This is a genomic window from Micromonospora sp. ZG13, from assembly GCF_059359355.1.
The window spans coordinates 51,739-70,840 of the sequence record NZ_JCADBQ010000010.1 but is presented as its reverse complement, the minus strand read 5'-3'; the positions used below and the strand labels follow the sequence as shown (position 1 = coordinate 70,840).

Below are 19,102 nucleotides of genomic sequence, written 5' to 3'. Positions count from 1 at the left end.
TCAGCCTCCCTGCGGGGCGCGGTGGCGCCAGATGACCGGGCAGTACTCGGGGTCCGCGTAGTCCGGCCGCCCGTCGTGGGTGCGGCGGACCAGCACGTCGTGGTTGTACGCGGCGGGGGTGCCGTCGGAGAGGGGGTACTCCCGCCAGGCGTTGTCGCCGTCCTGGAGGTGCAGCGAGATCGCCCGGCGCGGGCGACCGCTGACGTTGGCGCCGCTGCCGTGGTAGGTGCGGCAGTGGTGGAAGCTCATGTGCCCCTTGGGGATCACCATCGGCACCTTGCGGATCTCCGCGCCGTTGTGGGCCGCGTTCTCGGCGAGCATCTCCTCCAGCTGGTCACGGTCGCGGTCGGCGAAGTGGCGCACCACCGTGTCGTCGGCGCCGGTCTCCTCCCAGCGGTGCGAGCCGTCGACCATCGTGATGGTGCCCATCTCCTCGCCGCAGTCGTGCATCGGGATGAACGCGGTGAGCATGTCCTCCGACGACGAGGACGCCCAGTAGTGCTTGTCGAAGTGCCAGGGCACGATGTTGGACGGCTCGCCCGAGACCGGCGGCTTGTAGATCAGCGTGGACTGGAAGACGCGGATCTCGGTGGCCCGGGCGAGCCGGGCGGCGACCGCCCCGATCAGCGGCTTGCGCAGGATCGCCCCGAGCCCGTCGTGCTCGTGGTGCACGTAGTCGTTGTGCCGCTGCACCGGGCCCTTCGACGGGTCCCAGTAGGCGAGCTTCGGTGGGCGTACCGGCAGGCGTCGGTGCCGCTCGCCGGCGTAGTAGCGGTCGGCGGCGGCCGCGAGGGCGTCCACCTCGTCGTCGGTGAGCAGCTTCTTCGACAGGTACCAGCCGTGCGCGGCGTAGAACGCCACGTCCTCGTCGGAGGGCAGCAGCGCCTCCTCCTCGGCGGTCAGTACCGGCTCGAACTCGGTCGCGGTCACGCCCGCACCTCCTGCGGTGTCGGGGCCGCGACGGTGGTTCCCGCGGCGGCCAGTTCCCGTTCCTTGGCCTCGTAGAGCGCCTTGATGTTGCCGCTGCCGAAGGTCCGCGCCCCGCGCCGTTCGATCAGCTCCAGGAAGAGCGTGCGGCGCACGTGCAGGGACTCGGTGAAGATCTGCAGCAGCTGCCCGCCGTGGTCGCGGTCGACGAGGACGCCGAGGTCACGCAGCCGGTCCAGCGGCGTGTCCACCGGGCCGACGCGCGCCTCCAGGGCGTCGTAGTAGCTGGCCGGGGTGCCGGCGAAGCGCACGCCCCGCTCGGCGAGGGCGGCGACGGCGGTGACGATGTCGTCGGTGCGCAGCCCCAGGTGCTGCACCCCGGCGCCGACGTGCTGGTCGAGGAAGGCGTCGAGCTGCCCGGGTCGGCGGGTGCGGTCGGGCTCCAGCAGCACCAGGGTGACCCGACCCGACGGGCTCTGCACCACCGTGGAGTTCATCGCCTGCCCGGCGACCTCCACGTGCTCGGCGAAGATCTCCGCGAACCCGAAGACGTCCCGGTAGTACCCGACGGTCTCGTCGAGCTGGCCGGGCGGCACGCAGACCGCCAGGTGGTCGACCTCGGCGAGCAGCTTGCCACCGCCGTCGACGGGCGTCATCTCGATCGCCCCGGGCAGGAACTCGCCCGGGTCGCCGCGCCGGGACACGAGGCGGTGCAGCACGTCGCCGAAGCCGCCCACCTCGGCGGTCACCACCTCGGCGTCCGCGCCGGTGCGGGTGGTCGGCGCCGTCACCGGCGTCGCGCCCCGGCGCACCAGCTCGGCGTACGCGCCAGCGGCGTCGTCGACCTCCAGCGCGACGACGGCCACGCCGTCGCCGTGGCGCCGCACGTAGCGCGACGCCGGATGCTCGGCGGTGAGTCCGGTGGTGAGCAGCATCCGGACGTCGCCCTGGCACAGCAGCAGCGAGCGCTGCTCGGCCAGCCCGGTCTCGGGGCCGCCCTGGCCGCACAGGTGGAAGCCGACCGCGCGGTCGAAGTAGAAGGCCGCCTGGCGGGCGTCGCCCACGAAGAGTTCGATGTGGTCTATCCCACGGATGTCCATGTCCTCAGCCCTTTCACGGTTCCCCGTGGTTGCCGCCCGGGCGCGGTCCGCCCGGGATGGAGCGTGGTCAGTCCCTCGGCTGCGCGGCCCGGGCGAGCAGCAGACTCACGTTCTGTCCGCCGAAGCCGAAGGAGTTGGTCAGCGCGTATCCGGTGTCCGTCTTGCGCGGCTCGGCGCGGATGTGGTCGGCCGGGCAGGCCGGGTCCGGCTCGTCGAGGTTGTGTGTCGGCGGCAGCAGGCCCCGGCCGAGCGCCAGCGCGGTGGCCGCCGCCTCCAGCGCCCCGGAGGCGCCGAGCAGGTGGCCGGTGAGCGCCTTGGTGGAGCTGACCGGCACGCCGCCGACGCCGAACACGTCGGCGAGCGCGGTGGTCTCGGCGATGTCGCCGAGCTTCGTGCCGGTGCCGTGCGCGTTGACGTAGCCGACCCGCGCGGCGGGCACGCCGCCGCCGGCCAGCGCGCGCCGCATGCACTCCGCCGCGCCGGCGCCGTCGGGCCGTGGGGCGGTCGGGTGGTACGCGTCGGTGGTCGCCCCGTACCCGGCGACCTCGGCGTAGCCGGCGGCGCCCCGGGCGGCGGCGTGCTCGGCGTTCTCCAGCACCAGCAGGGCGGCGCCCTCGGCGAGGACGAACCCGTTGCGGCGGGCGTCGAACGGCCGGCTCGCCGCGGTGGGGTCGGCCCAGCCCCGGGCGAGCGCCCGGGCGTTGCCGAAGGTGTCGGCGAAGGTGGGGAACAGCGGCGCCTCGCTGGCCCCGCAGAGCACCACGTCGGCCTCCCCGGCGCGGATCAGCCGCAGCGCGTCGGCGATCGACTGCGCGCCCGAGGCGCAGGCCGTGCCGACCGACGACGTGTAGCCGCGGATGCCGTGGCGGATGGCGATGCGGGCCGACGGCATGTTCGGCAGGATGCCGGTGAGCAGGTACGGGCTGACCGCCGCGCGGCCCCGCTCGGCCCGGGCCAGCACCTGCGCCTCCAGGGTGGCCATCCCGCCGACGCCGCCGACGATCACCCCGACCCGGCCCGGGTCCACGTTCCCGCCCACCTCGATGCCGGCGTCGGCGAGCGCGTCGGCGGCGGCGAGCAGGGCGAGCACCACGACCCGGTCCAGCACCCTGGTCTCCGGTCCGGAGGCGACGGTGCGCGGGTCGACGTCGGGGAGCAGGCCGGCCACCTCCAGCGACCCGGCCGCCGGGTGCCCGGCCGGCGGTCGGGTCAGCCCGGAGCGGCCGGAGCAGAGCGCGTCGAAGGTGGCCTCGACGCCCCGCCCGACGGGGGTGAACAGCCCCATCCCGGTGATGACGGCGGTCATGACGGCGACTCGGTGAGGTAGCGCTCCCGCAGCGCCACCTTGCGCACCTTGCCGGTGACGGTGACCGGGATGTCGGCGGAGCGGACCGGCACCACCCGACGCAGGGTCGCCCCGACGTCCGGGCCGAGCGCCGCCCGGACCCGTTCGGTGCGGTCCTCGGCGGCCTCGGCGCCGGCGGCGAGTTCCAGCAGCACGTCGGTGACCACCCCGCCGGCGCCCGAGGTGATCACCACTGTGCAGTCGGTGACGTCCGGGAGGGCGGCGAGGACGCGCTCCTCGGACAGGGCGGTGTAGAACCGCCGCCCGTCCCCGGCGTCGACGGAGTCGACTGCCCGGTCCAGGTGGTAGTAGCGGCCCTCGCCGTCGGCGTACACCAGGTCGCCGGTGAGGTACCAGCCGCGTTGCCGGGACCGGTACGTGGTGACCGAGTCGTTCCAGTAGCCCCGGAACAGCGACGGCGAGTCGATGCCGAGCCAGCCCACCTCACCGGCCGGCACCGGCTCACCTGCCGCGTCGAGCACGGCGACCCGGGCGAACCGGTAGGGGCGACCGACGCAGCGGCCGTAGCGGTCGGTGTCGACGCGGTGGGTGATGTGGAACATCGAGTGCCCCATCTCGCTGGAGCCGAGCCCGTCGATGAAGACCGAGCCGGGCACCCGGGTGACCCCGTCGCGGGTCGCCACGTCGCGGGAGCCGACCGCGACCAGCCGGCGTACGTGCGGCTCGTGTGAGCAGTCGCCGGTGTTGAACCACAGCGACACCGAGTCCAGGTCGTACGCGGACAGGTCGAAGCGGGCCAGCTCCGCCCAGGTCACGGAGAACCCGAACACCCCGTCGGGACGCCAGCGCTGGATCGCCTCCAGCACCCGCTCGCCGCCCTGGTCGGAGAGCAGGAGCATCTCGGCGCGGTTGCCGAGGGCCTGGTTGACCATGAGCACGGTGGCGGTGTGCGGGGCGGGCAGCGCGTTGAGGATGCGGCGGGTGCCCTGCGCCTGCGGCATGGCGAGCAGGTGCCGGGTGGCGGCAAAGAGGCTCGCGTGCGAGTGCAGCACCGCCTTCGGCACCCCCGTGGTGCCGGAGGTGTGGGTGATGACGACCGGGTCGTCGGCGTGGTGCCGGTAGTGCCCGGGCGCGGCGGTGGGGTCGCCAGCGCCGGCCTCGGCGGGTGTGCCGAGCAGCGGGACGCCGAAATCGTGGCCGGCCAGCAGGGCGCGGTGCGCGTCGTCGGCGAGCACCCCGACGCCGCGCAGCCGGCGCACGTACTCGGCGGCGATCTCGGGACGCAGCCGGCCGTTCATCAGCGCCGGTATGGCCCCGAGGCGGCTCAGCGCGAGGAAGCTGAGCACCATGTCGGCGGCCGCGGTGGCCCACACGGCCACCGGGTCGCGGGGCTTGATCCCCCGCTCGTGCAGCCAGGCGGCGCGGGCGGCGACGCGCTCGTCGAGCTGGCCCAGCGTGAGCGCCCGCCCGGCCGGGTGGCCGTCCACACCGGTGTCGAAGGTGAGGCCCGGCCCGTCCGGGTCGGCGCCGTGCGCCAGCACCCGGGCCAGCACGTTGCCGGCGCCGATCCGCTCGTCGGCGGCCAGCACCCCGCGCAGTCCCCTGTTCCTCATGGTGCGTCTCCTCCCCCCAGCAGCACCGCGACGGCGCCGGTTGCGGATGCCCCGCCCGGGACGCCGTCGTCGGGCGCCTGTTCGATCAGGACCAGCAACGCCCGGTCGGCGTCGCCGTCGTGCAGCAGCAGCTCGACCTCGGCGGTGCCCTCGGCGCGCGGGTCGCCGACGGGCGCGAGGCAGACCACCGGCCCGCCGAGGCCCCAGCGGGCGGCCACGTGCCCGGCCACGCTGTTGGGCACCGACTGGAAGAAGAACAGCGGCCCGGGTCGGCCGCCGGCGGCGACCGTGGCGCGCACGTGGGCGGCGCTGGCCCGGTCGCCGGCCGCGCTGACCAGCACGACCGCGGTCCGCTCGCCGTCGGGGGCCGGCCGCCGGCCGTACGCCCGGGTCAGGCAGCGCTCGGCGACGGCCGCGACGAGGGGCGGGAAGCGGGAGTGCACGTACCCGGGCACCGGCGGCGGCGCCCCGTCGCCCGGCTCGGGCCAGGCCGCCTCGGCCAGCACGGTGAGGTTGCCGGTCGCGCTCATGCCGTACCGACCAGCAGCGCGGTGTTGGCGCCGCCGAAGGCGGCGTTGAGGCTCAGCGCGTACCCGGTGCTGGCGGGCCGGGGCGCGTCGCGCACCACGTCCAGCGGGCAGGCCGGGTCGGGGGCCAGCCAGCCGGCGTTGACGGGCAGTTTCCCGTGCCGCAGGGCGAGCACGGTCACCACCAGTTCCAGCAGGCCGGAGGCCTCCAGGGCGTGCCCGTGCAGCGCCTTGGTGGAGCTGACCGGGACGTGTGCCGCCGCCGCGCCGAACGCGGTGCGCAGGGCCGCGGCCTCGGCGGCGTCGCTGTGGCCGGTGCCGGTGGCGTTGGCGTTGACGTACCCGATCGCCTCCGCCGTCAGCCCGGCGCGGCGCAGCGCCGCGGTGACCGCGCGGGCCAGGCCGCGCCCGCCCGGCTCGGGCTGGCAGGGGTGGAACGCGTCGCCGGCCCGGCCCCAGCCGAGCAGGTCGGCGACCGCGTCCCGGGCGACGGCCCGCGACTCCAGCACCACCGCGGCGACGCCGTCGCCGAGCAGCAGTCCGGTGCGGCCGGCGCTGAACGGGCGCACCGCGCCGTCGGTGGCGAGGGCACGACCGGCGTCGAAGAGCGCGTACTGGTCGGGCTCGACCAGGTAGCCGGCGGCCACCACCGCCCGGTCGACGTCGCCCCGGCGGATCAGGGCGGCGGCGTCGGCGACCGCACTGCTGGCCGAGACGCAGGCGGTGGTGTACGCCCGGGCCGGGCCGGTGAGCCCGCTGCGGGCGGCCAGCGCGGTGGTGAGCGCCGGCACGTGCGCGCCGCCGTGCACGGCCAGCAGCAGGGCGGTACCGGCCCGCCGGCCGGCGTCGAGGCCGGCGGCCCGGCAAGCCGCGTCCACGGCCTCGGCGAGTTCGTCGGCGAGGTCACCGGCGTCGGGCAGGGTGGCGGCGGCGTCGACCCGGCGGGGCGTGGTGTCGAAGCGGTCCACGGGCCGGAACGCCGGGTCGCCGGCGAGCACGCCGGCGAGCTGCGCGTCGGTTCCCCTGCCGAACGCGCTGCTCGAGTGGACGCCGGTGATCGGGACGGCCGCCGGCTCAGCCATCGGCGGCGGCGGTCAGGGCGGTACGGAAGACCGCCAGGGCGTCGTCGACGGTGCGGATCGCGGCGAGCTGGTCGTCGGTGAGGTCGAGCCGCCGGTCGTGGCGCTGCTCGACGAGGTGCACCAGCCAGGCCAGTTCCATGGAGCCGATCCGGTCGCCGACCTCGGCGGACGGTTTCCCGGACAGGTCGGCGAGCATGGTCACCAGGTCGGCCCGCCCCAGGTCGGGCTGACCGGCCATCAGGAGTTGTCGCTCGGCGCCCCGGCGACCCGGTCGGCGACCATCGTGGTGAACTCGCCGACCGTCATCAGGGCCAGCTTCTCGGACTCGTCGTCGGCGAACTTGAGGCCGTAGCGGTCCTCGACGCGTACGGCGAGGTCGGCGAGGGCCAGCGACTCCAGGTCCACCCCGGACGGGCCGAGCGTGGTGTCGTCGTCGATGCCCTCGACGTCGTAGTTCATGTCCTCGAGCTGCTCGACGACGAAGGCGCGGATCTCGGGTCGCATGGTTAACCTCTTTCCGTGAGCCAGTTACCGGTGCCCGGTCGGGACACCGCGTACGTGTGGATCGGTCGGGGCGTCGGCGGTCGGCCGGCCCCGGCCGGTCGGCTGTTGCGGCGGGCGGGTGCCGCGCTGCTCGGCCGCGCGGAGGCGGAGATCGTGGTGGAGCGCGGCCGCGACGGGCGTCCGCTGGTCGCGGTGCGCGGCCCGGAGGCGCGGCTGCCGGTCAGCGTCAGCCGGTCGGGCCCGGTGGTGGTGGTCGCCGCCCGGGCGGGTGGCCCGGTGGGCGTGGACGTGGAGCGGTGCCGGCCGCTGCCCGCGGCGGCGCTGGCCCGGCGGTGGTACGCCCCCGCCGAGGCGGCCTGGCTGGTCGGGCGGCCCGCCGACGGGCAGGCGACGGACTTCCTGCGGCTGTGGACGGCGAAGGAGGCCGTGGGCAAGGCCCTCGGGGTGGGGCTGCGCGACGGCGGCCTGCGCCGGCGGATGCCGGTGCCCGTCGGCGCGGACGCGTCGCTGCGGCCGGTGCCCGGTCTCGCACGGCTGCGCGTGGGGCATCCGGGCGTGGGCGCGGGCCTGGTCCTGGCGGTCGCCGTCGACGCCGTCGACGCGGCGCCGGTCGAGGTGGTCGTGGTCGAGGCGGACGGGCACGTCGGGGCGGCGCGGCACGGTGGTCACGTCGCCGCCGTACGCAGCGCGTCGGTCGAGCGGACCAGCTTGCCGGTGGTGGTGCGCGGCAACTGAGCCACCAGGCGCAGGGTGCGGGGTCGCTTGTAGCCGGCCAGCCGCTCGGCGAGCAGGTCGTCGAGCACCTCCTGCGACAGCGGCCCGTCGGGCTGCACGTAGGCGGTGATCGCGCCGTCGAAGACGACGACGGCGGCGGCGACGCCGGGCAGCGCGGCGACGGTCGCCTCCACCTCGGTCAGATCGACCTTCAGGCCGCCGACGGAGACCTGCGAGTCGAGCCGCCCGCGGACGGTGACCAGGCCCGTGTCGGCATCGACGGTGCCGGCGTCGCGGGTGTGCAGCCAGCCGTCGGCCCAGCGGGTGGGGTCGCTCAGCCCGACGTACGGCGACGCGGGGCAGCTCACCCGCAGCTCGCCGTCGACCTCCCGGACCTCGATGCCGGGCGCGGGGGTGATGGACGGGCGGTGCCGGCCGTGCAGGTCGGTGCCGATGACGCCGACCTCGGTCATCCCGTACATGTTGCCCAGCGGCACGCCGTAGCGGTCGGCGAAGGCGGCGGCGACGGCGGCCGGGACCAGCTCGCCGCCGGTGGTCATCCGCTTGAACTGCGGCAGCGGCCCGGTGGGACGGGTGGAGGCGAGCAGTCCGATGTGGAACGGTACGCCGAGCACGGTGGCCGGCGAGTCGTCGGCGGCGATCGCGGCCAGCACGGCGTCGCCGGCCAGGCGCTCCGGCGGCACCAGCTCGACGCCGGCGTGCAGGCCGTAGAGCAGGCCGCCGACCAGGCCCAGCACGTGCACCATGGAGGGCAGCAGGATGATCCGCTCGCCGGGCAGCGCCACGCCGTCGATGCGGGTGTAGCGGCGCACCTCGGCGACCAGGTCGTCGGCGGTACGGCCGATCACCTTGGACGGTCCGGTGGAGCCGGAGCTGAGCTGGATCACGGCGTGCCCGCTGACCGCCGGGCGGTCGGCGTACGCGGTGACGCCCTCGGTGACGTCGACGAAGATCCGCAGCCCGCCGCCGCCGGTGCGGACCGGGGCCACCACCACCTGCGGGGTGAGCCGCTCCAGCGCCCGGCCGACCTCGTGGTCGGTGAGCCGGTGGTCGAGCAGGATCGCCTGCGCCCCGCTGCGCCAGGTGGCCAGCAGGTTCACCACGTAGGCCAGCGAGGGTGGCAGCCGCAGCGCGGCGGCGCCGCCGGGGCGCAGTCCGGCCGCGACGAGGCGGGACTGCGCCCCGCTCACCAGCCGGCGCAGGGTGTCCCGGTCGACCGGTTCGGGCAGTCGGAGACAAATGTCGGTGGAACGGCCTTGGAGCAGAATTTCGTCAACCCAGAGCGGGTCTGTCGCCGCAGGATTTCCCGTCGTCACTACCGTTCACCGCCCAGCCTCAAAGAGGGCGGAACCGCCCATAAGGTGTGCCTGTCGGGGTGCTGCGGGGAACCTTACGACGCCGTCCGGACGCATAGCTAGATGCGAATGGCTAGATCAGAAAGAGCGGCCGGCCGGATTGCCCACGACCGGTTCGACGGGCAGGATCGGGCGCGTACGGCGGCGCAGGGTGACCGCCGGATGACCCATCGTGCGTACGGCGCGAGACGCCCACCGGACGGCCGATGGCGGTCTTGAACGGTTGGTGGAGGGAGGTCAGGAGGCAGGTGGGAGCACCACGCGGGCGGTACGCCGCTCCCCGTCCATCGCGCGCATCGCGCGGGCCAGGGTGCCGGCGTGCAGCTCCGTCTCGCCGCGCTCACGCATCAGCTCCGCCACGGCCGCGATCGCCCGCGCCTCGGCCGCCAGGGCCTGGGCGGCGAGCACGCAGCCCAGCGGGTCGAAGTGCCCGCTGTCGCGGGCCGGGTTCAGCCGGGCGACCAGGTCGACGACGCGCAGGTAGCGCTCGACGAGTTCCTGTTCGGCCCGGGTCAGCGCGGGCAGGTCGCGTTCGCTCATCCCCGCAGCCTGCCACCGCGCCCGGCGCCCGACAGCCCCGCCACGGCGCCCCGGGCGGGCTGCGGCTGGCTGCGGGGCCCGCCCCCGAGCGGTGCGCGGATCAGGCCCGCGCCACGGCCGGGGTCTGGGCGTGGATGACGAAGCGCAGCGACCGCGCGTCGGTGAAGCACTCCCGCATCGGCCGGACCAGGTCCCGGTGCTCCGGGCTGCGTTCCCATGCCTCGAAGTCGGCCAGGCTCGCCCACTCGCTGGTGATCAGCCACTGCTCCGGGTCGGCCGACGACCGGCAGACCTGGTCGACGAGGTGCCCGGGCACGCCGCCGGCCACGAGGTGCCGGACCTGCTCGTACGCGGCCAGGAACGCCTCCGTGCGCTCGGTCGGCACCCGCACCAGGAACACCACCCGCGCCCGCTGCCCGCCCGCGTCGGCACGCCGCTGCGCCCCGACCGGCGTCGTACCGGTGACCTGTTCGCTCACGGTGTCGCTCCCCTCTGCGGCGCGGCCCCGCGCAGGACCAGCGCGCTGTTGAACCCGTCGAAGCCGCGCGCGCAGACCAGCGCCAGCCGGCTGCGCGGCCGCCGGTGCTCCCGCAGGAAGTCCAGCTCGCAGCCCTCGGCCACCTCGTCCGGTCCGGCGGAGGCCGGCAGCGTGTCGTGGCCGAACGCGAGCAGCGCGGTGGCCACGTCCAGCGCCGAGCCGCCCTGATGGGCGCGGCCCGTCAGCGGCTTCTGGGTGGTCACCGGGGGCGGGCGGTCGCCGAAGACGGCGCGCAGCGCCGTGGCCTCGCTGCGGTCGTAGCGGGGCACGCCGAGCGCGTCGGGCAGCACCACGTCCACCGCCTCCGGCCCGACGCCGGCCCGGTCCAGGGCCAGCCGCATCGCGCGGGCGTACTGGACCGGGTCGCCGGCCGTGTCCGCCGTGGTGTGCACGGCGTCGTGGGTCGACCCCCAGCCGGTCACCTCGCCGTAGACGCGGGCGCCCCGCGACAGCGCGTGGCCCAGCTCCTCCACCACGAACACCGCGCCACCCTCGGCCGGCAGGTAACCGCTGGCGGTGGCGTCGAACGGCCGGTACGCCCGCTCCGGGTCGGACACGTCGCTGAGCAGCCCCGAGCGCAGCTGGCAGGCCAGGGCGTACGGGCTCAGCGGACACTCGGTCGCCCCGGCGATCACCACCGGCGTGCCCCGGCGCACCGCCCGGGCGGCGTGCGCCAGGCTGTCCAGCCCGCCGGCGGCCTCGGCGACCAGCACCCCGCACGGCCCCTTGAACTGGTGGTGGATGGAGAGCTGCCCGACGCTGGCCGCGTAGAACCAGGCGATCGACTGGTACGCCCCGACCGTGCGCGACGGCCCACCCCAGAGCCGTTGCAGCTCCCGCTGCCCGAACAGGTTCCCGCCGGAGGAACTGGCCAGCGTGACGGCGTAGCCGTACGGGTCGGGCGCCCGCTCGGGCAGGCCGGCGTCGGCCAGCGCCAGCCGGGTCGCGGCGAAGCCGAGGTGCGTCCACCGGTCGGTCTGCACCAGCCGCCGGTTGTCGGCGTACGCGGCGGCGTCGAAGCCGGGCACCTCCCCGCCGTGGCGGGTCGGGTAGCCGGCGGGGTCGAACAGGGTGATCGGCCCGGTGCGGCGGGTGCCGGCGAGCACCGTACGCCAGTGCGCGTCCACGCCGACCCCGCTGGGCGCCACGACGCCGATGCCGGTCACCACGGCCCGCGCCGTCACGACACCGCCCCGGCAGGCTCCCGGCGGAACACCATCGCCGACTGGAAACCGCCGAAGCCGCTGCCCACCGAGAGCGCCACGTCCACCGGCAGCTCCCGCGCCTCGTTCGGCACGTAGTCCAGGTCGCACTCCGGGTCGCGGGTGCTCCAGTTGGCCGTCGGCGGCACCACGCCGAACTCGACGGCCAGCGCGCACGCCGCCATCTCGATCGAGCCGATCGCGCCGAGGGAGTGCCCGACCATCGACTTGATCGAGCTGATCGGCACCCCGTACGCGGCCTGACCCAGCGCCCGCTTGAAGGCGGCCGTCTCGTGCCGGTCGTTCTGCCGCGTGCCCGAGCCGTGGGCGCTGATGTAGGAGACCTGCTCGGGGGCGACGCGGCCCTGCCTCAGCGCCGCCGAGATCGCCAGGCCCATCTCCAGCCCGTCGGGCCGCAGCCCCGTCATGTGGTAGCCGTTGCTGCGGCTGGCGTAGCCGGCCACCTCGCAGTAGACGTGCGCCCCCCGACGGCGGGCGTGCCCGGCCTCCTCCAGCACCAGCACCGCCGCGCCCTCGGCGAGGACGAAACCGTGCCGGTCGGCGTCGAACGGGCGCGAGGCGTGCGCCGGGTCGTCGTTGTCGGGACTGGTCGCCTTGATCGCGTCGAAGGAGGCGACGGTGACCGGGGAGATCGGCGAGTCGGCGGCGCCGGCCAGCACGATGTCGGCCTCGCCGTCGGCGATGAGCTGGTGGGCGTACCCGATCGCGTCGATGCCGGAGGTGCAGCCGGTGGAGACCACCTGCGCGGGGCCGTGCAGCCGGTGCCGGCACGCCACGTCGGCGGCGAGGCTGCTGGGCACGAGCGCCTGATAGAGGTACGGGCCACCGCGCGCCGCGTCGACCAGCCAGCGCCGGCCGGTGTCGCTGACCGTCACGTACTCCTGCTCCAGGGCCGTGGTGCCGCCGACGGCGGTGCCGAGCACCACGCCGGCGCGTTCCCGCTCGGCGTCGGTGAGGTCCAGTCCGGCGTCGGCGACGGCCTCGGCGGCGCAGGCGAGGGCGAACTGCACGTACCGGTCCGCGCGCCGCAGCTCGGTCGCGCTCAGGCCGGCGGCCACCGGGTCGAAGTCGCACTCGGCGGCGATCTGGGACCGGAACGGCGACGGATCGAAGAAGGTGATCCGCCGCGTCGCCGTACGCCCCTCGGTGATCGTCTTCCAGAACCGGTCCCGGCTGGCGCCGCCGGGGGCGACCACCCCGACGCCCGTCACCACCGTGCGGCGCCCGCTCACGATCCGCCTCGCTGTTCGACCAGCTCGGTGTCGACGTGCCCGAGCTCGGGCCGGGGCGCCAGCGGGCCGAGGTGGAAGACGACCTCGGCCGGCTCCTCGCCGGTGTTGCGCAGCCGGTGGCGCACGTTGCGGGGCACGAACAGCGCCTGCCCGGCGGGCAGCGGCACCGGCTCGTCGTCCAGGTCGACGGTGATCGCCCCGCGTGCCACGTAGAGGAACTCCTCGCTGTAGGGGTGGTAGTGCTCGGCGATCCGCTCCCCCGGGCGCAGCGCCGCCACGCCCATGAAACCCGAGGTGCTGCCGACGGTCTTCGGGCCGAGCAGCACCCGCAGTTCGCCGCCGCGGCGGCTGTCGGGGACGACGTCGGCGGCGGCCACGAGCCGCAGGTCGCGCTCACTCATCGCCGGCTCCCGTCGCCACGCCGGCGCTGGCCAGCCGCTCGATCTTCTCCTTGATGACGGCGAGCTGCACCGCGCTGTTGGCGTTGATCCGGTCGGTCATGCCCGCGTCGTCGACCGGCGCGGTCGGCTTCATCGCGAAGTCCTGCACCCAGGTCATCCGGGTGCCGCCGGGCTCCCGCGTGTACCGCCAGTGGATACGCATGTACTCGAACGGCCCGGTCTCCACCCGCCGGGCGTGGACCTGGCGGGTGGCCGGGTCGGCGGTGCGTTCGCTGACCCAGCTCCACACCGTGCCGTTCTCGTCGGGGTGCATGGTGAGCCGGAACCGCACGGTGTCGCCGTCACGGTGCAGGATCTCCGCGCGGGCGTACTCGGTGAACAGCTCCGGCCAGTTCGCGACGTCGTTGGTGACGTCCCACACCAGCGGCAGCGGCGCGGCGATGAGGACGCTGTTCTCGGTGTGCCCGGGTGTGTCGGCGCGGCGGGCGACCAGCTCGGCCACGCCCGCGATGCTGAGCTGCCCGGCCTGCTCGGGGATCTGCACCTGCCACCGGTCGGCGACCACGGCGGAGAGTTCCAGCAGCGCCAGGGAGTCCATGCCGAGTTCCTCCAGGGAGGCGGCCGGGGCGCGGGCGGCGGCGTCGGCGTCCAGCCCGCAGTTCGCCACCAGGATGTCGGTGATCTCGGCGGTCAGCGGACGGCCATGGGTGACGGTCATCGGTGCCTCCTGTGGTGTGCGTCGGGCGGGCCGGCGAGCAACTGCTCGACCAGGCCGGTGGAGTAGCGGCCCTTGCGGAACCCGGCGTCGTCGAGCACCCGCCGGACGAACGGGATGGTGGTACGGACCCCGGGGCCGGCGACGTCGAACTCGTCGAGGGCGCGTTCCAGCCGGTTGAGCGCGAGCTCCCGGTCCGGGGCCCAGACCGCCACCTTGGCCAGCAGGGAGTCGTAGTGCGGGCCGAACAGGTAGCCGGCGTGCCCGTGCGTGTCGACCCGGGTGAAGGGGCCGCCGGGCGGGGTGAAACGGTCCAGTCGCCCGGGCGTCGGGGCGAAGCCGCGGTCCGGGTCCTCCACGTTGACCCGGCACTCGATGGCCACCCCGTGCGGCCGGACGTCCTCCTGCCGCCAGCGCAGCGGCACCCCGGCGGCGATGTGCAGCTGCTCGTGCACCAGGTCGATCCCGGTGATCATCTCGGTGACGGGATGCTCCACCTGGATCCGGCAGTTGATCTCCAGGAAGTGGAACCGCTCCTCGCCGTCCACGAGGAACTCCACGGTGCCGGCGCCGGTGAACCCCGCGTGCAGGGCGCCGCGCAGGGCGCACTCCGCGATGGCCTCCCCGGTGCCGGCCGACAGCGCCGGCGCGGGGGCCTCCTCCACCAGCTTCTGGTGGCGGCGCTGCACCGAACAGTCCCGGGTGCCCAGGTGCACCCCGTTGCCGTGGGAGTCGCACAGCAACTGCACCTCGACGTGCCGGGCGTCGGTCAGGTACCGCTCCACGTACACCCGGTCGTCGCCGAAGGCGGCCTGGGCGGCGGCGCGGGTGCGCGCGTACGCCCGGGGCAGCTCCGCCGGGGTGGCGACCACCGTCATGCCCCGTCCCCCGCCGCCGGCCGCCGCCTTGACGATCACCGGGTAGCCCACCTCGGCGGCCACCTCCGCCGCCGCGGCGGCGCTGGGCACCGGCGCGACGCTGCCCGGCGGCAGGGGCAGCCCGGCCCGGCGCATCAGCGCCCGCGCGGAGGACTTGTCGGCCAGCACGGCCATCACCTCCGGCGGCGGGCCGATGAACGTCAGGCCGTTGTCGGCGCAGATCTCGGCGAAGTCGGCGTCCTCCGAGAGGAACCCGTAGCCGGGGTGCACCGCCTGCGCGCCCACCTGCCGGGCCGCCTCCACGATCGCGGCGGCGTTGAGGTAGCTGCGCCGGCTGGCCGGCGGCCCGATCCGTACGGCCTCGTCGGCCAGACGCACGGCGACGGAGTCGGCGTCCGCGGTGGAGTAGACCACCGCCGTACGCACCCCCAGCTCGCGGCACGCGCGCAGCACCCGCAGGGCGATCTCCCCCCGGTTGGCGATCAGGACCTTCTCGAACATCGCGGCCCGCCCCTCAGTCCGGATCCAGCGCGACCAGCGGCTGGTCGTACTCGACCGGCTGGCCGTCGGTGGCGAGGACCTCGACGACCCGGCCGCCCCGCTCGGCGCTCACCTCGTTCATCAGCTTCATCGCCTCGACGATGCCGACCACCTGCCCGGGACGGACCAGGTCGCCGACGGCGACGAAGGGCGCGGCGCCCGGCTCCGGGGCGCGGTGGAACGTGCCGACGATGGGCGAGCGCACGGCGTACCGGTCCGGCGGCGGCGCGACGGCCGGCGCGGGCGCCGGGCGCACCGCGTCGGCGGCGGGGACGGGCTCGGCGGGCGTGCCGTGCCACTCCACCTCCAGCACCGTGTCCCCGCCGCGCAGCCGCACCCGCCGCAGCGGGCCAGGAAGCTCGGCGACGAGGTGTCGGGCGTGCCGCCGCAGCCCGGCCAGCACGGCGTCCGTGCCGCGCCCGGCCTCCGCGCCGGCCGCCTGCTCCGGGGCGGGAGGCGACGGCGGGGAGCCGACGGGGCTCGCGCCGGCGTTCACCGGGCACCCGCCCGGGCGCCGAGGCGGGCCGCGCCGAAGCGCCGGAAGCGCTGCCGCCGGCGGCGGACCAGCGTGGCGGGCGGCACGTCGAGCAGCGGCAGCAGCTGTGCCAGCACCGCCTCGCGCAGCGCCCGGGCGGCCGCCCCCGGGTCGTGGTGCGCCGCCGGGGCCGGCTCGGGGACCAGGTCGTCGACGATCCCCAGCCGGCACAGGTCGGGTGCGGTCAGCCGCAACGCGCGGGCCGCCTGCGGCGCGGCGCCCCGGTCGGGCCAGAGGATGGCCGCGCAGCCCTCCGGGCTGATCACCGAGTAGACGGCGTGCTGGAGCATGAGCACCCGGTCGGCCACCGCGAGGGCCAGCGCCCCACCGCTGCCGCCCTCGCCGGTGATCACGGCGACGACGGGGGTGGGCAGCACGGTCAGGGCGAGGATGTTCTCGGCGATGGCCGCCGCCTGCCCCTGTTCCTCGGCCCGTACGCCGGGATCGGCCCCCGGGGTGTCGACCAGGGTGACCACCGGCAGGCCGAGACGGGCGGCGAGGCGCATCAGCCGCAGCGCCTTGCGGTGCCCCGCCGGGCTGGCCATGCCGAAGTTGCGCCCGACCAGCTCGGCGGTGGTGTGCCCCTTCTGGTGCCCGACGACCATGACCGGCCGGCCGTCGAGGCGCGCCAGGCCGCCCACCACGGCCGGGCAGTCCGCGCCGAGCCGGTCGCCGTGCAGCTCGACGAAACCGTCGAACGCCGTCTCCAGGTAGTCCAGAGTGGTCGGCCGGCCGGGGTGCCGGGCCAGCCGTACCGTCTCCCAGGCGTCGCCGGCCGGGCCCGGCGCCGTCGTCGCGGCGGTCCCGCCGGCCGACCGCGCCACCAGCGGTGACGGCTCCTGCCGGGGTACGCCGGTACGGGACGCGGGGCGGCGGCCCGCGCGGGCGGCGGCGAGCAGCGCCACCAGCCGGCCCCGCAGCGCGTGCCGGGGCACCACCATGTCGACCTGGCCGTGCCGGAGCAGGAAGTCGGCGGTCTGGAAGCCCTCCGGCAGGTCCCGGCCGGTGACCTGCCGGATCACCCGGGGACCCGCGAAGCCCATCCGCGCGCCGCTCTCGGCGAGCACCACGTCGGTGTTGGTGGCGAACGAGGCGGCCACGCCCCCGTACGTCGGGTCGGTCAGCACGCTGACGGTGAGCAGGCCGGCCTCCCGCAGCGCGGCGACCGCCTGGCTGACCGTGGCCATCTGCATCAGCGACAGGACGCCCTCCTGCATCCGCGCCCCGCCGGAGGCGGTGACGAGGACCAGCGGCACCCCGTCGGCGAGGGCCCGCTCGGCGGCCAGGGTGATCAGCTCCCCCACCACGCAGCCCAGGCTGCCGCCCAGGAAGCGGAAGTCCATCACCGCCAGCACGCACGGATGCCGCCCGACGGTGGCGGTGCCGCAGACCACCGCCTCGGCCAGTCCGGTGCCGGCGCGGGCGGCGGTGAGCCGGTGCGGGTACGGCAGCAGGTCGACGAAGCCGATCGGGTCGACCTCGGCCGGCCGTTCCGGCAGGGCGGTGAACGACCCCGGGTCGACGAGCTGCACCAGCCGCTCGGGTGCGTCGACGCGGGCGTGCGCGCCGCACTCGGGGCAGACGTCGAGGTTGCGCCGCAGCCGCTTGCGGTACAGCAGGGTGGCGCAGCCGCCGCACCGGGACCAGAGCTGCCCGTCGCGGGGCGCGGTGGCGGTCACGACGGCCGCCCGGCGGGCGCGGCGTCGAAGCGGTAGAAGCAGCGGGCCATCGCGTCGCGCGGCTCCCGCCACGTCGACAGGTACGGCGACACGTACGGCCGCAGCCGGGCGCTCACCCGGGCGAACTCGGGGTGGCCCCGGGCCGCCTCGACGGCCGCCCCGCCCGGCGCCTCCGTCTCCAGCAGGTGCACGTACAGGTCACCCAGCCGGTAGAGCGACCGGTGCGTGACGCCGACCAGGCGCGGCAGCTCGGTCGCGTCGGACTCCGCGAAGATCTCGGCGACGCGCGCCTCGGCGCTCGGCACCACCTTCGCGACGATCAGCGAACGGTCCATGGACCGGCCTCCCTCCACGGCATCCGGCGTCGGTGACGACGGCACCGGCCGAGCCGGACGACTGGCGCCACGATGCGGCCACGGGCGTCACGGCGGCGTCACCGGCGACCGCCGAACGGCGACGCAGCCTTCGTGACGCTGCGTTGACGCAAGCTGTGCATGAGCTGTGCGGCACGAGCTGCACACAGTGGACTCTGTGCAGTTCGGAACGGTTCTCGTGGACGCCGACAGGCAAGCGCGATCCCGCATCGAATATTGACCCAGAGTGACCACTATTGATAATCTTCGTCACGGTCAGCCCGGCGGCCGCGGCGCACGACGCCGTGCCGCGGCGGAGCGATCCGACAGTGGGGTCATGGGCAGCCGCGCCGGGGACAGCAGACGAGTCGGGACGAGCGTTCCGCAGGGGGTGCCGCCGTGGCCGCTGATCCGTCGACGCCGACCACCGGGTGCCGGTCCGACGCCGAGATCTCGCTGCACCTGCTCGGCGGGTTCCGGCTGCTGCACGCCGACGCGCCGGTCGTGGTGCCGCGCGGCCTGCAACGGGTCATCGCGCTGATCGGGCTGCGCCCCGGCGCCACCCGCAGTCACCTGGCCGGCCTGCTCTGGCCGGACGCGCCGGAGGAGCGGGCGCTGTCGTCCCTGCGTACCGCCCTGTGGCGGCTGCGGCAGGACCCCTGCTGCCCGATCATGACCTCCGGCGACACGGTCTGCCTCGCCCCGGTCGTCCGCGTCGACGTCGACGCGCTCGTCGGCACGGCGGCACGGGTACGCGACGGCGACGACCCGTGCGCCGCCGCGGCCCTCGCCGCCGGCCGGCACGACCTGCTCCCCGGCTGGTACGACGACTGGGTGCTGGCCGACCGGGAGCGGCTGCGCCAACTGCGCCTGCACATGCTGGAGGACCTGGCCGGCCAGCACCTGTCGGCGGGCCGCCACGGCGCCGCCCTGGAAGCCGCGCTGGAGGCGATGGCCGCCGAGCCGCTGCGCGAGACGCCGCACCGGCTGGTGGTACGCATCCACCTCGCCGAGGGCAACGCCTTCGAGGCCGTGCACGCCTTCTACGTCTATCGCGACCTGCTGCTGCGGGAACTGCGGCTGGAGCCCTCGGCGGCGATGACCGCCCTGCTCGACGACACCCTCGCGCCCATCCGGGAGGCCACCCGCGAGGCCCCGCCCGGGCCACCCCGGGGCCGTCCACCCGGCTCGCGCCCCGCGCCCACTGACGCGGCGTCACCGGCGCGACGGTCGGTGTGACGGGCAGGTGACAGCCGCCCGGGCACGGTGGGCGCACAACAGTCCGTGGGCTCCGCCATGGTCGCGGAGCACCACCGGCG

At 75.7% G+C, this 19,102-nt stretch carries 21 protein-coding genes; 2 read left to right on the top strand and 19 right to left on the bottom strand.

Annotation, left to right across the window (positions count from 1 at the left end; genetic code table 11):
• The 8 genes from AC5L34_RS20530 to AC5L34_RS20495 all read right to left on the bottom strand — a co-directional run bounded on the left by AC5L34_RS20530 (window position 1) and on the right by AC5L34_RS20495 (window position 7,059).
• Entirely contained in the window at window positions 1–930 is a 930-nt protein-coding gene (locus AC5L34_RS20530) for a phytanoyl-CoA dioxygenase family protein (protein ID WP_441176621.1), read from the bottom strand.
• Entirely contained in the window at window positions 927–2,027 is a 1,101-nt protein-coding gene (gene hppD / locus AC5L34_RS20525; RefSeq protein ID WP_494826470.1) for a 4-hydroxyphenylpyruvate dioxygenase, read from the bottom strand. The genes AC5L34_RS20530 and hppD overlap by 4 nt, the downstream gene beginning before the upstream one ends.
• Before the next feature lie 67 nt (window positions 2,028–2,094).
• Window positions 2,095–3,333 (bottom strand): beta-ketoacyl-[acyl-carrier-protein] synthase family protein, encoded by a 1,239-nt coding sequence (locus AC5L34_RS20520; protein WP_441176623.1) that lies wholly within the window; start codon window positions 3,331–3,333, stop codon window positions 2,095–2,097.
• Window positions 3,330–4,946: a class I adenylate-forming enzyme family protein gene (locus AC5L34_RS20515; RefSeq protein WP_494826468.1), complete on the bottom strand. Its 1,617-nt coding sequence runs from the start codon at window positions 4,944–4,946 to the stop codon at window positions 3,330–3,332. The genes AC5L34_RS20520 and AC5L34_RS20515 overlap by 4 nt, the downstream gene beginning before the upstream one ends.
• Window positions 4,943–5,476, bottom strand: coding sequence for a beta-ketoacyl synthase chain length factor (locus tag AC5L34_RS20510; RefSeq protein ID WP_441176626.1), 534 nt, complete (start codon window positions 5,474–5,476; stop codon window positions 4,943–4,945). Before AC5L34_RS20510 ends, AC5L34_RS20515 begins: the two co-directional genes overlap by 4 nt.
• Complete coding sequence (locus AC5L34_RS20505) at window positions 5,473–6,555, bottom strand: beta-ketoacyl-[acyl-carrier-protein] synthase family protein (protein ID WP_494826466.1); 1,083 nt, start codon at window positions 6,553–6,555, stop codon at window positions 5,473–5,475. Before AC5L34_RS20505 ends, AC5L34_RS20510 begins: the two co-directional genes overlap by 4 nt.
• A complete protein-coding gene (locus AC5L34_RS20500; protein ID WP_088999970.1) occupies window positions 6,548–6,793 on the bottom strand; it encodes a hypothetical protein in 246 nt (81 codons plus the stop codon). The genes AC5L34_RS20505 and AC5L34_RS20500 overlap by 8 nt, the downstream gene beginning before the upstream one ends.
• Entirely contained in the window at window positions 6,793–7,059 is a 267-nt protein-coding gene (locus AC5L34_RS20495) for an acyl carrier protein (RefSeq protein ID WP_088999969.1), read from the bottom strand. Before AC5L34_RS20495 ends, AC5L34_RS20500 begins: the two co-directional genes overlap by 1 nt.
• Before the next feature lie 15 nt (window positions 7,060–7,074).
• Here AC5L34_RS20495 and AC5L34_RS20490 point away from each other — a divergent pair, with 15 nt between their 5' ends.
• Window positions 7,075–7,794: a 4'-phosphopantetheinyl transferase family protein gene (locus AC5L34_RS20490; protein ID WP_494826463.1), complete on the top strand. Its 720-nt coding sequence runs from the start codon at window positions 7,075–7,077 to the stop codon at window positions 7,792–7,794.
• On the opposite strand, the gene AC5L34_RS20485 is transcribed toward AC5L34_RS20490, so the two are convergent.
• From AC5L34_RS20485 to AC5L34_RS20435, 11 genes are all read right to left on the bottom strand, one after another.
• A complete protein-coding gene (locus tag AC5L34_RS20485; protein WP_494826461.1) occupies window positions 7,725–9,110 on the bottom strand; it encodes a class I adenylate-forming enzyme family protein in 1,386 nt (461 codons plus the stop codon). The two genes, AC5L34_RS20490 and AC5L34_RS20485, sit on opposite strands and share 70 nt — an antisense overlap.
• Window positions 9,111–9,386: 276 nt before the next feature.
• Window positions 9,387–9,689 (bottom strand): hypothetical protein, encoded by a 303-nt coding sequence (locus AC5L34_RS20480; RefSeq protein WP_357720645.1) that lies wholly within the window; start codon window positions 9,687–9,689, stop codon window positions 9,387–9,389.
• 100 nt (window positions 9,690–9,789) lie between these two features.
• Window positions 9,790–10,167: an antibiotic biosynthesis monooxygenase family protein gene (locus AC5L34_RS20475; protein WP_441176631.1), complete on the bottom strand. Its 378-nt coding sequence runs from the start codon at window positions 10,165–10,167 to the stop codon at window positions 9,790–9,792.
• Window positions 10,164–11,411: a beta-ketoacyl synthase N-terminal-like domain-containing protein gene (locus AC5L34_RS20470; RefSeq protein ID WP_494826458.1), complete on the bottom strand. Its 1,248-nt coding sequence runs from the start codon at window positions 11,409–11,411 to the stop codon at window positions 10,164–10,166. The genes AC5L34_RS20475 and AC5L34_RS20470 overlap by 4 nt, the downstream gene beginning before the upstream one ends.
• Window positions 11,408–12,682: a beta-ketoacyl-[acyl-carrier-protein] synthase family protein gene (locus tag AC5L34_RS20465; RefSeq protein WP_494826456.1), complete on the bottom strand. Its 1,275-nt coding sequence runs from the start codon at window positions 12,680–12,682 to the stop codon at window positions 11,408–11,410. The genes AC5L34_RS20470 and AC5L34_RS20465 overlap by 4 nt, the downstream gene beginning before the upstream one ends.
• On the bottom strand, window positions 12,679–13,083 hold the full coding sequence (locus tag AC5L34_RS20460) for a cupin domain-containing protein (protein WP_441176634.1): 405 nt from the start codon (window positions 13,081–13,083) through the stop codon (window positions 12,679–12,681). The genes AC5L34_RS20465 and AC5L34_RS20460 overlap by 4 nt, the downstream gene beginning before the upstream one ends.
• Window positions 13,076–13,801, bottom strand: coding sequence for an SRPBCC family protein (locus AC5L34_RS20455; protein WP_441176635.1), 726 nt, complete (start codon window positions 13,799–13,801; stop codon window positions 13,076–13,078). Before AC5L34_RS20455 ends, AC5L34_RS20460 begins: the two co-directional genes overlap by 8 nt.
• Window positions 13,798–15,177 (bottom strand): acetyl-CoA carboxylase biotin carboxylase subunit, encoded by a 1,380-nt coding sequence (locus tag AC5L34_RS20450; protein ID WP_441176636.1) that lies wholly within the window; start codon window positions 15,175–15,177, stop codon window positions 13,798–13,800. Before AC5L34_RS20450 ends, AC5L34_RS20455 begins: the two co-directional genes overlap by 4 nt.
• A gap of 13 nt (window positions 15,178–15,190) precedes the next feature.
• Window positions 15,191–15,712: an acetyl-CoA carboxylase biotin carboxyl carrier protein gene (locus AC5L34_RS20445; protein ID WP_441176637.1), complete on the bottom strand. Its 522-nt coding sequence runs from the start codon at window positions 15,710–15,712 to the stop codon at window positions 15,191–15,193.
• Window positions 15,709–17,430 (bottom strand): acetyl-CoA carboxylase carboxyltransferase subunit alpha, encoded by a 1,722-nt coding sequence (locus AC5L34_RS20440; protein WP_441176638.1) that lies wholly within the window; start codon window positions 17,428–17,430, stop codon window positions 15,709–15,711. The genes AC5L34_RS20445 and AC5L34_RS20440 overlap by 4 nt, the downstream gene beginning before the upstream one ends.
• The gene (locus AC5L34_RS20435) at window positions 17,427–17,765 is read right to left on the bottom strand and encodes a TcmI family type II polyketide cyclase (protein WP_088999958.1); all 339 of its coding nucleotides are present in this window, start codon (window positions 17,763–17,765) and stop codon (window positions 17,427–17,429) included. Before AC5L34_RS20435 ends, AC5L34_RS20440 begins: the two co-directional genes overlap by 4 nt.
• Window positions 17,766–18,182: 417 nt before the next feature.
• Between AC5L34_RS20435 and AC5L34_RS20430 the strand changes: the two genes are divergently transcribed.
• Window positions 18,183–19,022 (top strand): AfsR/SARP family transcriptional regulator, encoded by an 840-nt coding sequence (locus tag AC5L34_RS20430; protein WP_441176639.1) that lies wholly within the window; start codon window positions 18,183–18,185, stop codon window positions 19,020–19,022.
• Window positions 19,023–19,102: the final 80 nt, after the last annotated feature.

What these genes read in the sequence shown, in the direction of transcription:
- hppD (WP_494826470.1), bottom strand. Translation starts at nt 2,027, where the DNA reads ATGGACATCCGTGGGATAGACCACATCGAACTCTTCGTGGGCGACGCC.
- AC5L34_RS20520 (WP_441176623.1), bottom strand. Translation starts at nt 3,333, where the DNA reads ATGACCGCCGTCATCACCGGGATGGGGCTGTTCACCCCCGTCGGGCGG.
- AC5L34_RS20515 (WP_494826468.1), bottom strand. Translation starts at nt 4,946, where the DNA reads ATGAGGAACAGGGGACTGCGCGGGGTGCTGGCCGCCGACGAGCGGATC.
- AC5L34_RS20510 (WP_441176626.1), bottom strand. Translation starts at nt 5,476, where the DNA reads ATGAGCGCGACCGGCAACCTCACCGTGCTGGCCGAGGCGGCCTGGCCC.
- AC5L34_RS20505 (WP_494826466.1), bottom strand. Translation starts at nt 6,555, where the DNA reads ATGGCTGAGCCGGCGGCCGTCCCGATCACCGGCGTCCACTCGAGCAGC.
- AC5L34_RS20500 (WP_088999970.1), bottom strand. Translation starts at nt 6,793, where the DNA reads ATGGCCGGTCAGCCCGACCTGGGGCGGGCCGACCTGGTGACCATGCTC.
- AC5L34_RS20495 (WP_088999969.1), bottom strand. Translation starts at nt 7,059, where the DNA reads ATGCGACCCGAGATCCGCGCCTTCGTCGTCGAGCAGCTCGAGGACATG.
- AC5L34_RS20480 (WP_357720645.1), bottom strand. Translation starts at nt 9,689, where the DNA reads ATGAGCGAACGCGACCTGCCCGCGCTGACCCGGGCCGAACAGGAACTC.
- AC5L34_RS20460 (WP_441176634.1), bottom strand. Translation starts at nt 13,083, where the DNA reads ATGAGTGAGCGCGACCTGCGGCTCGTGGCCGCCGCCGACGTCGTCCCC.
- AC5L34_RS20455 (WP_441176635.1), bottom strand. Translation starts at nt 13,801, where the DNA reads ATGACCGTCACCCATGGCCGTCCGCTGACCGCCGAGATCACCGACATC.
- AC5L34_RS20450 (WP_441176636.1), bottom strand. Translation starts at nt 15,177, where the DNA reads ATGTTCGAGAAGGTCCTGATCGCCAACCGGGGGGAGATCGCCCTGCGG.
- AC5L34_RS20435 (WP_088999958.1), bottom strand. Translation starts at nt 17,765, where the DNA reads ATGGACCGTTCGCTGATCGTCGCGAAGGTGGTGCCGAGCGCCGAGGCG.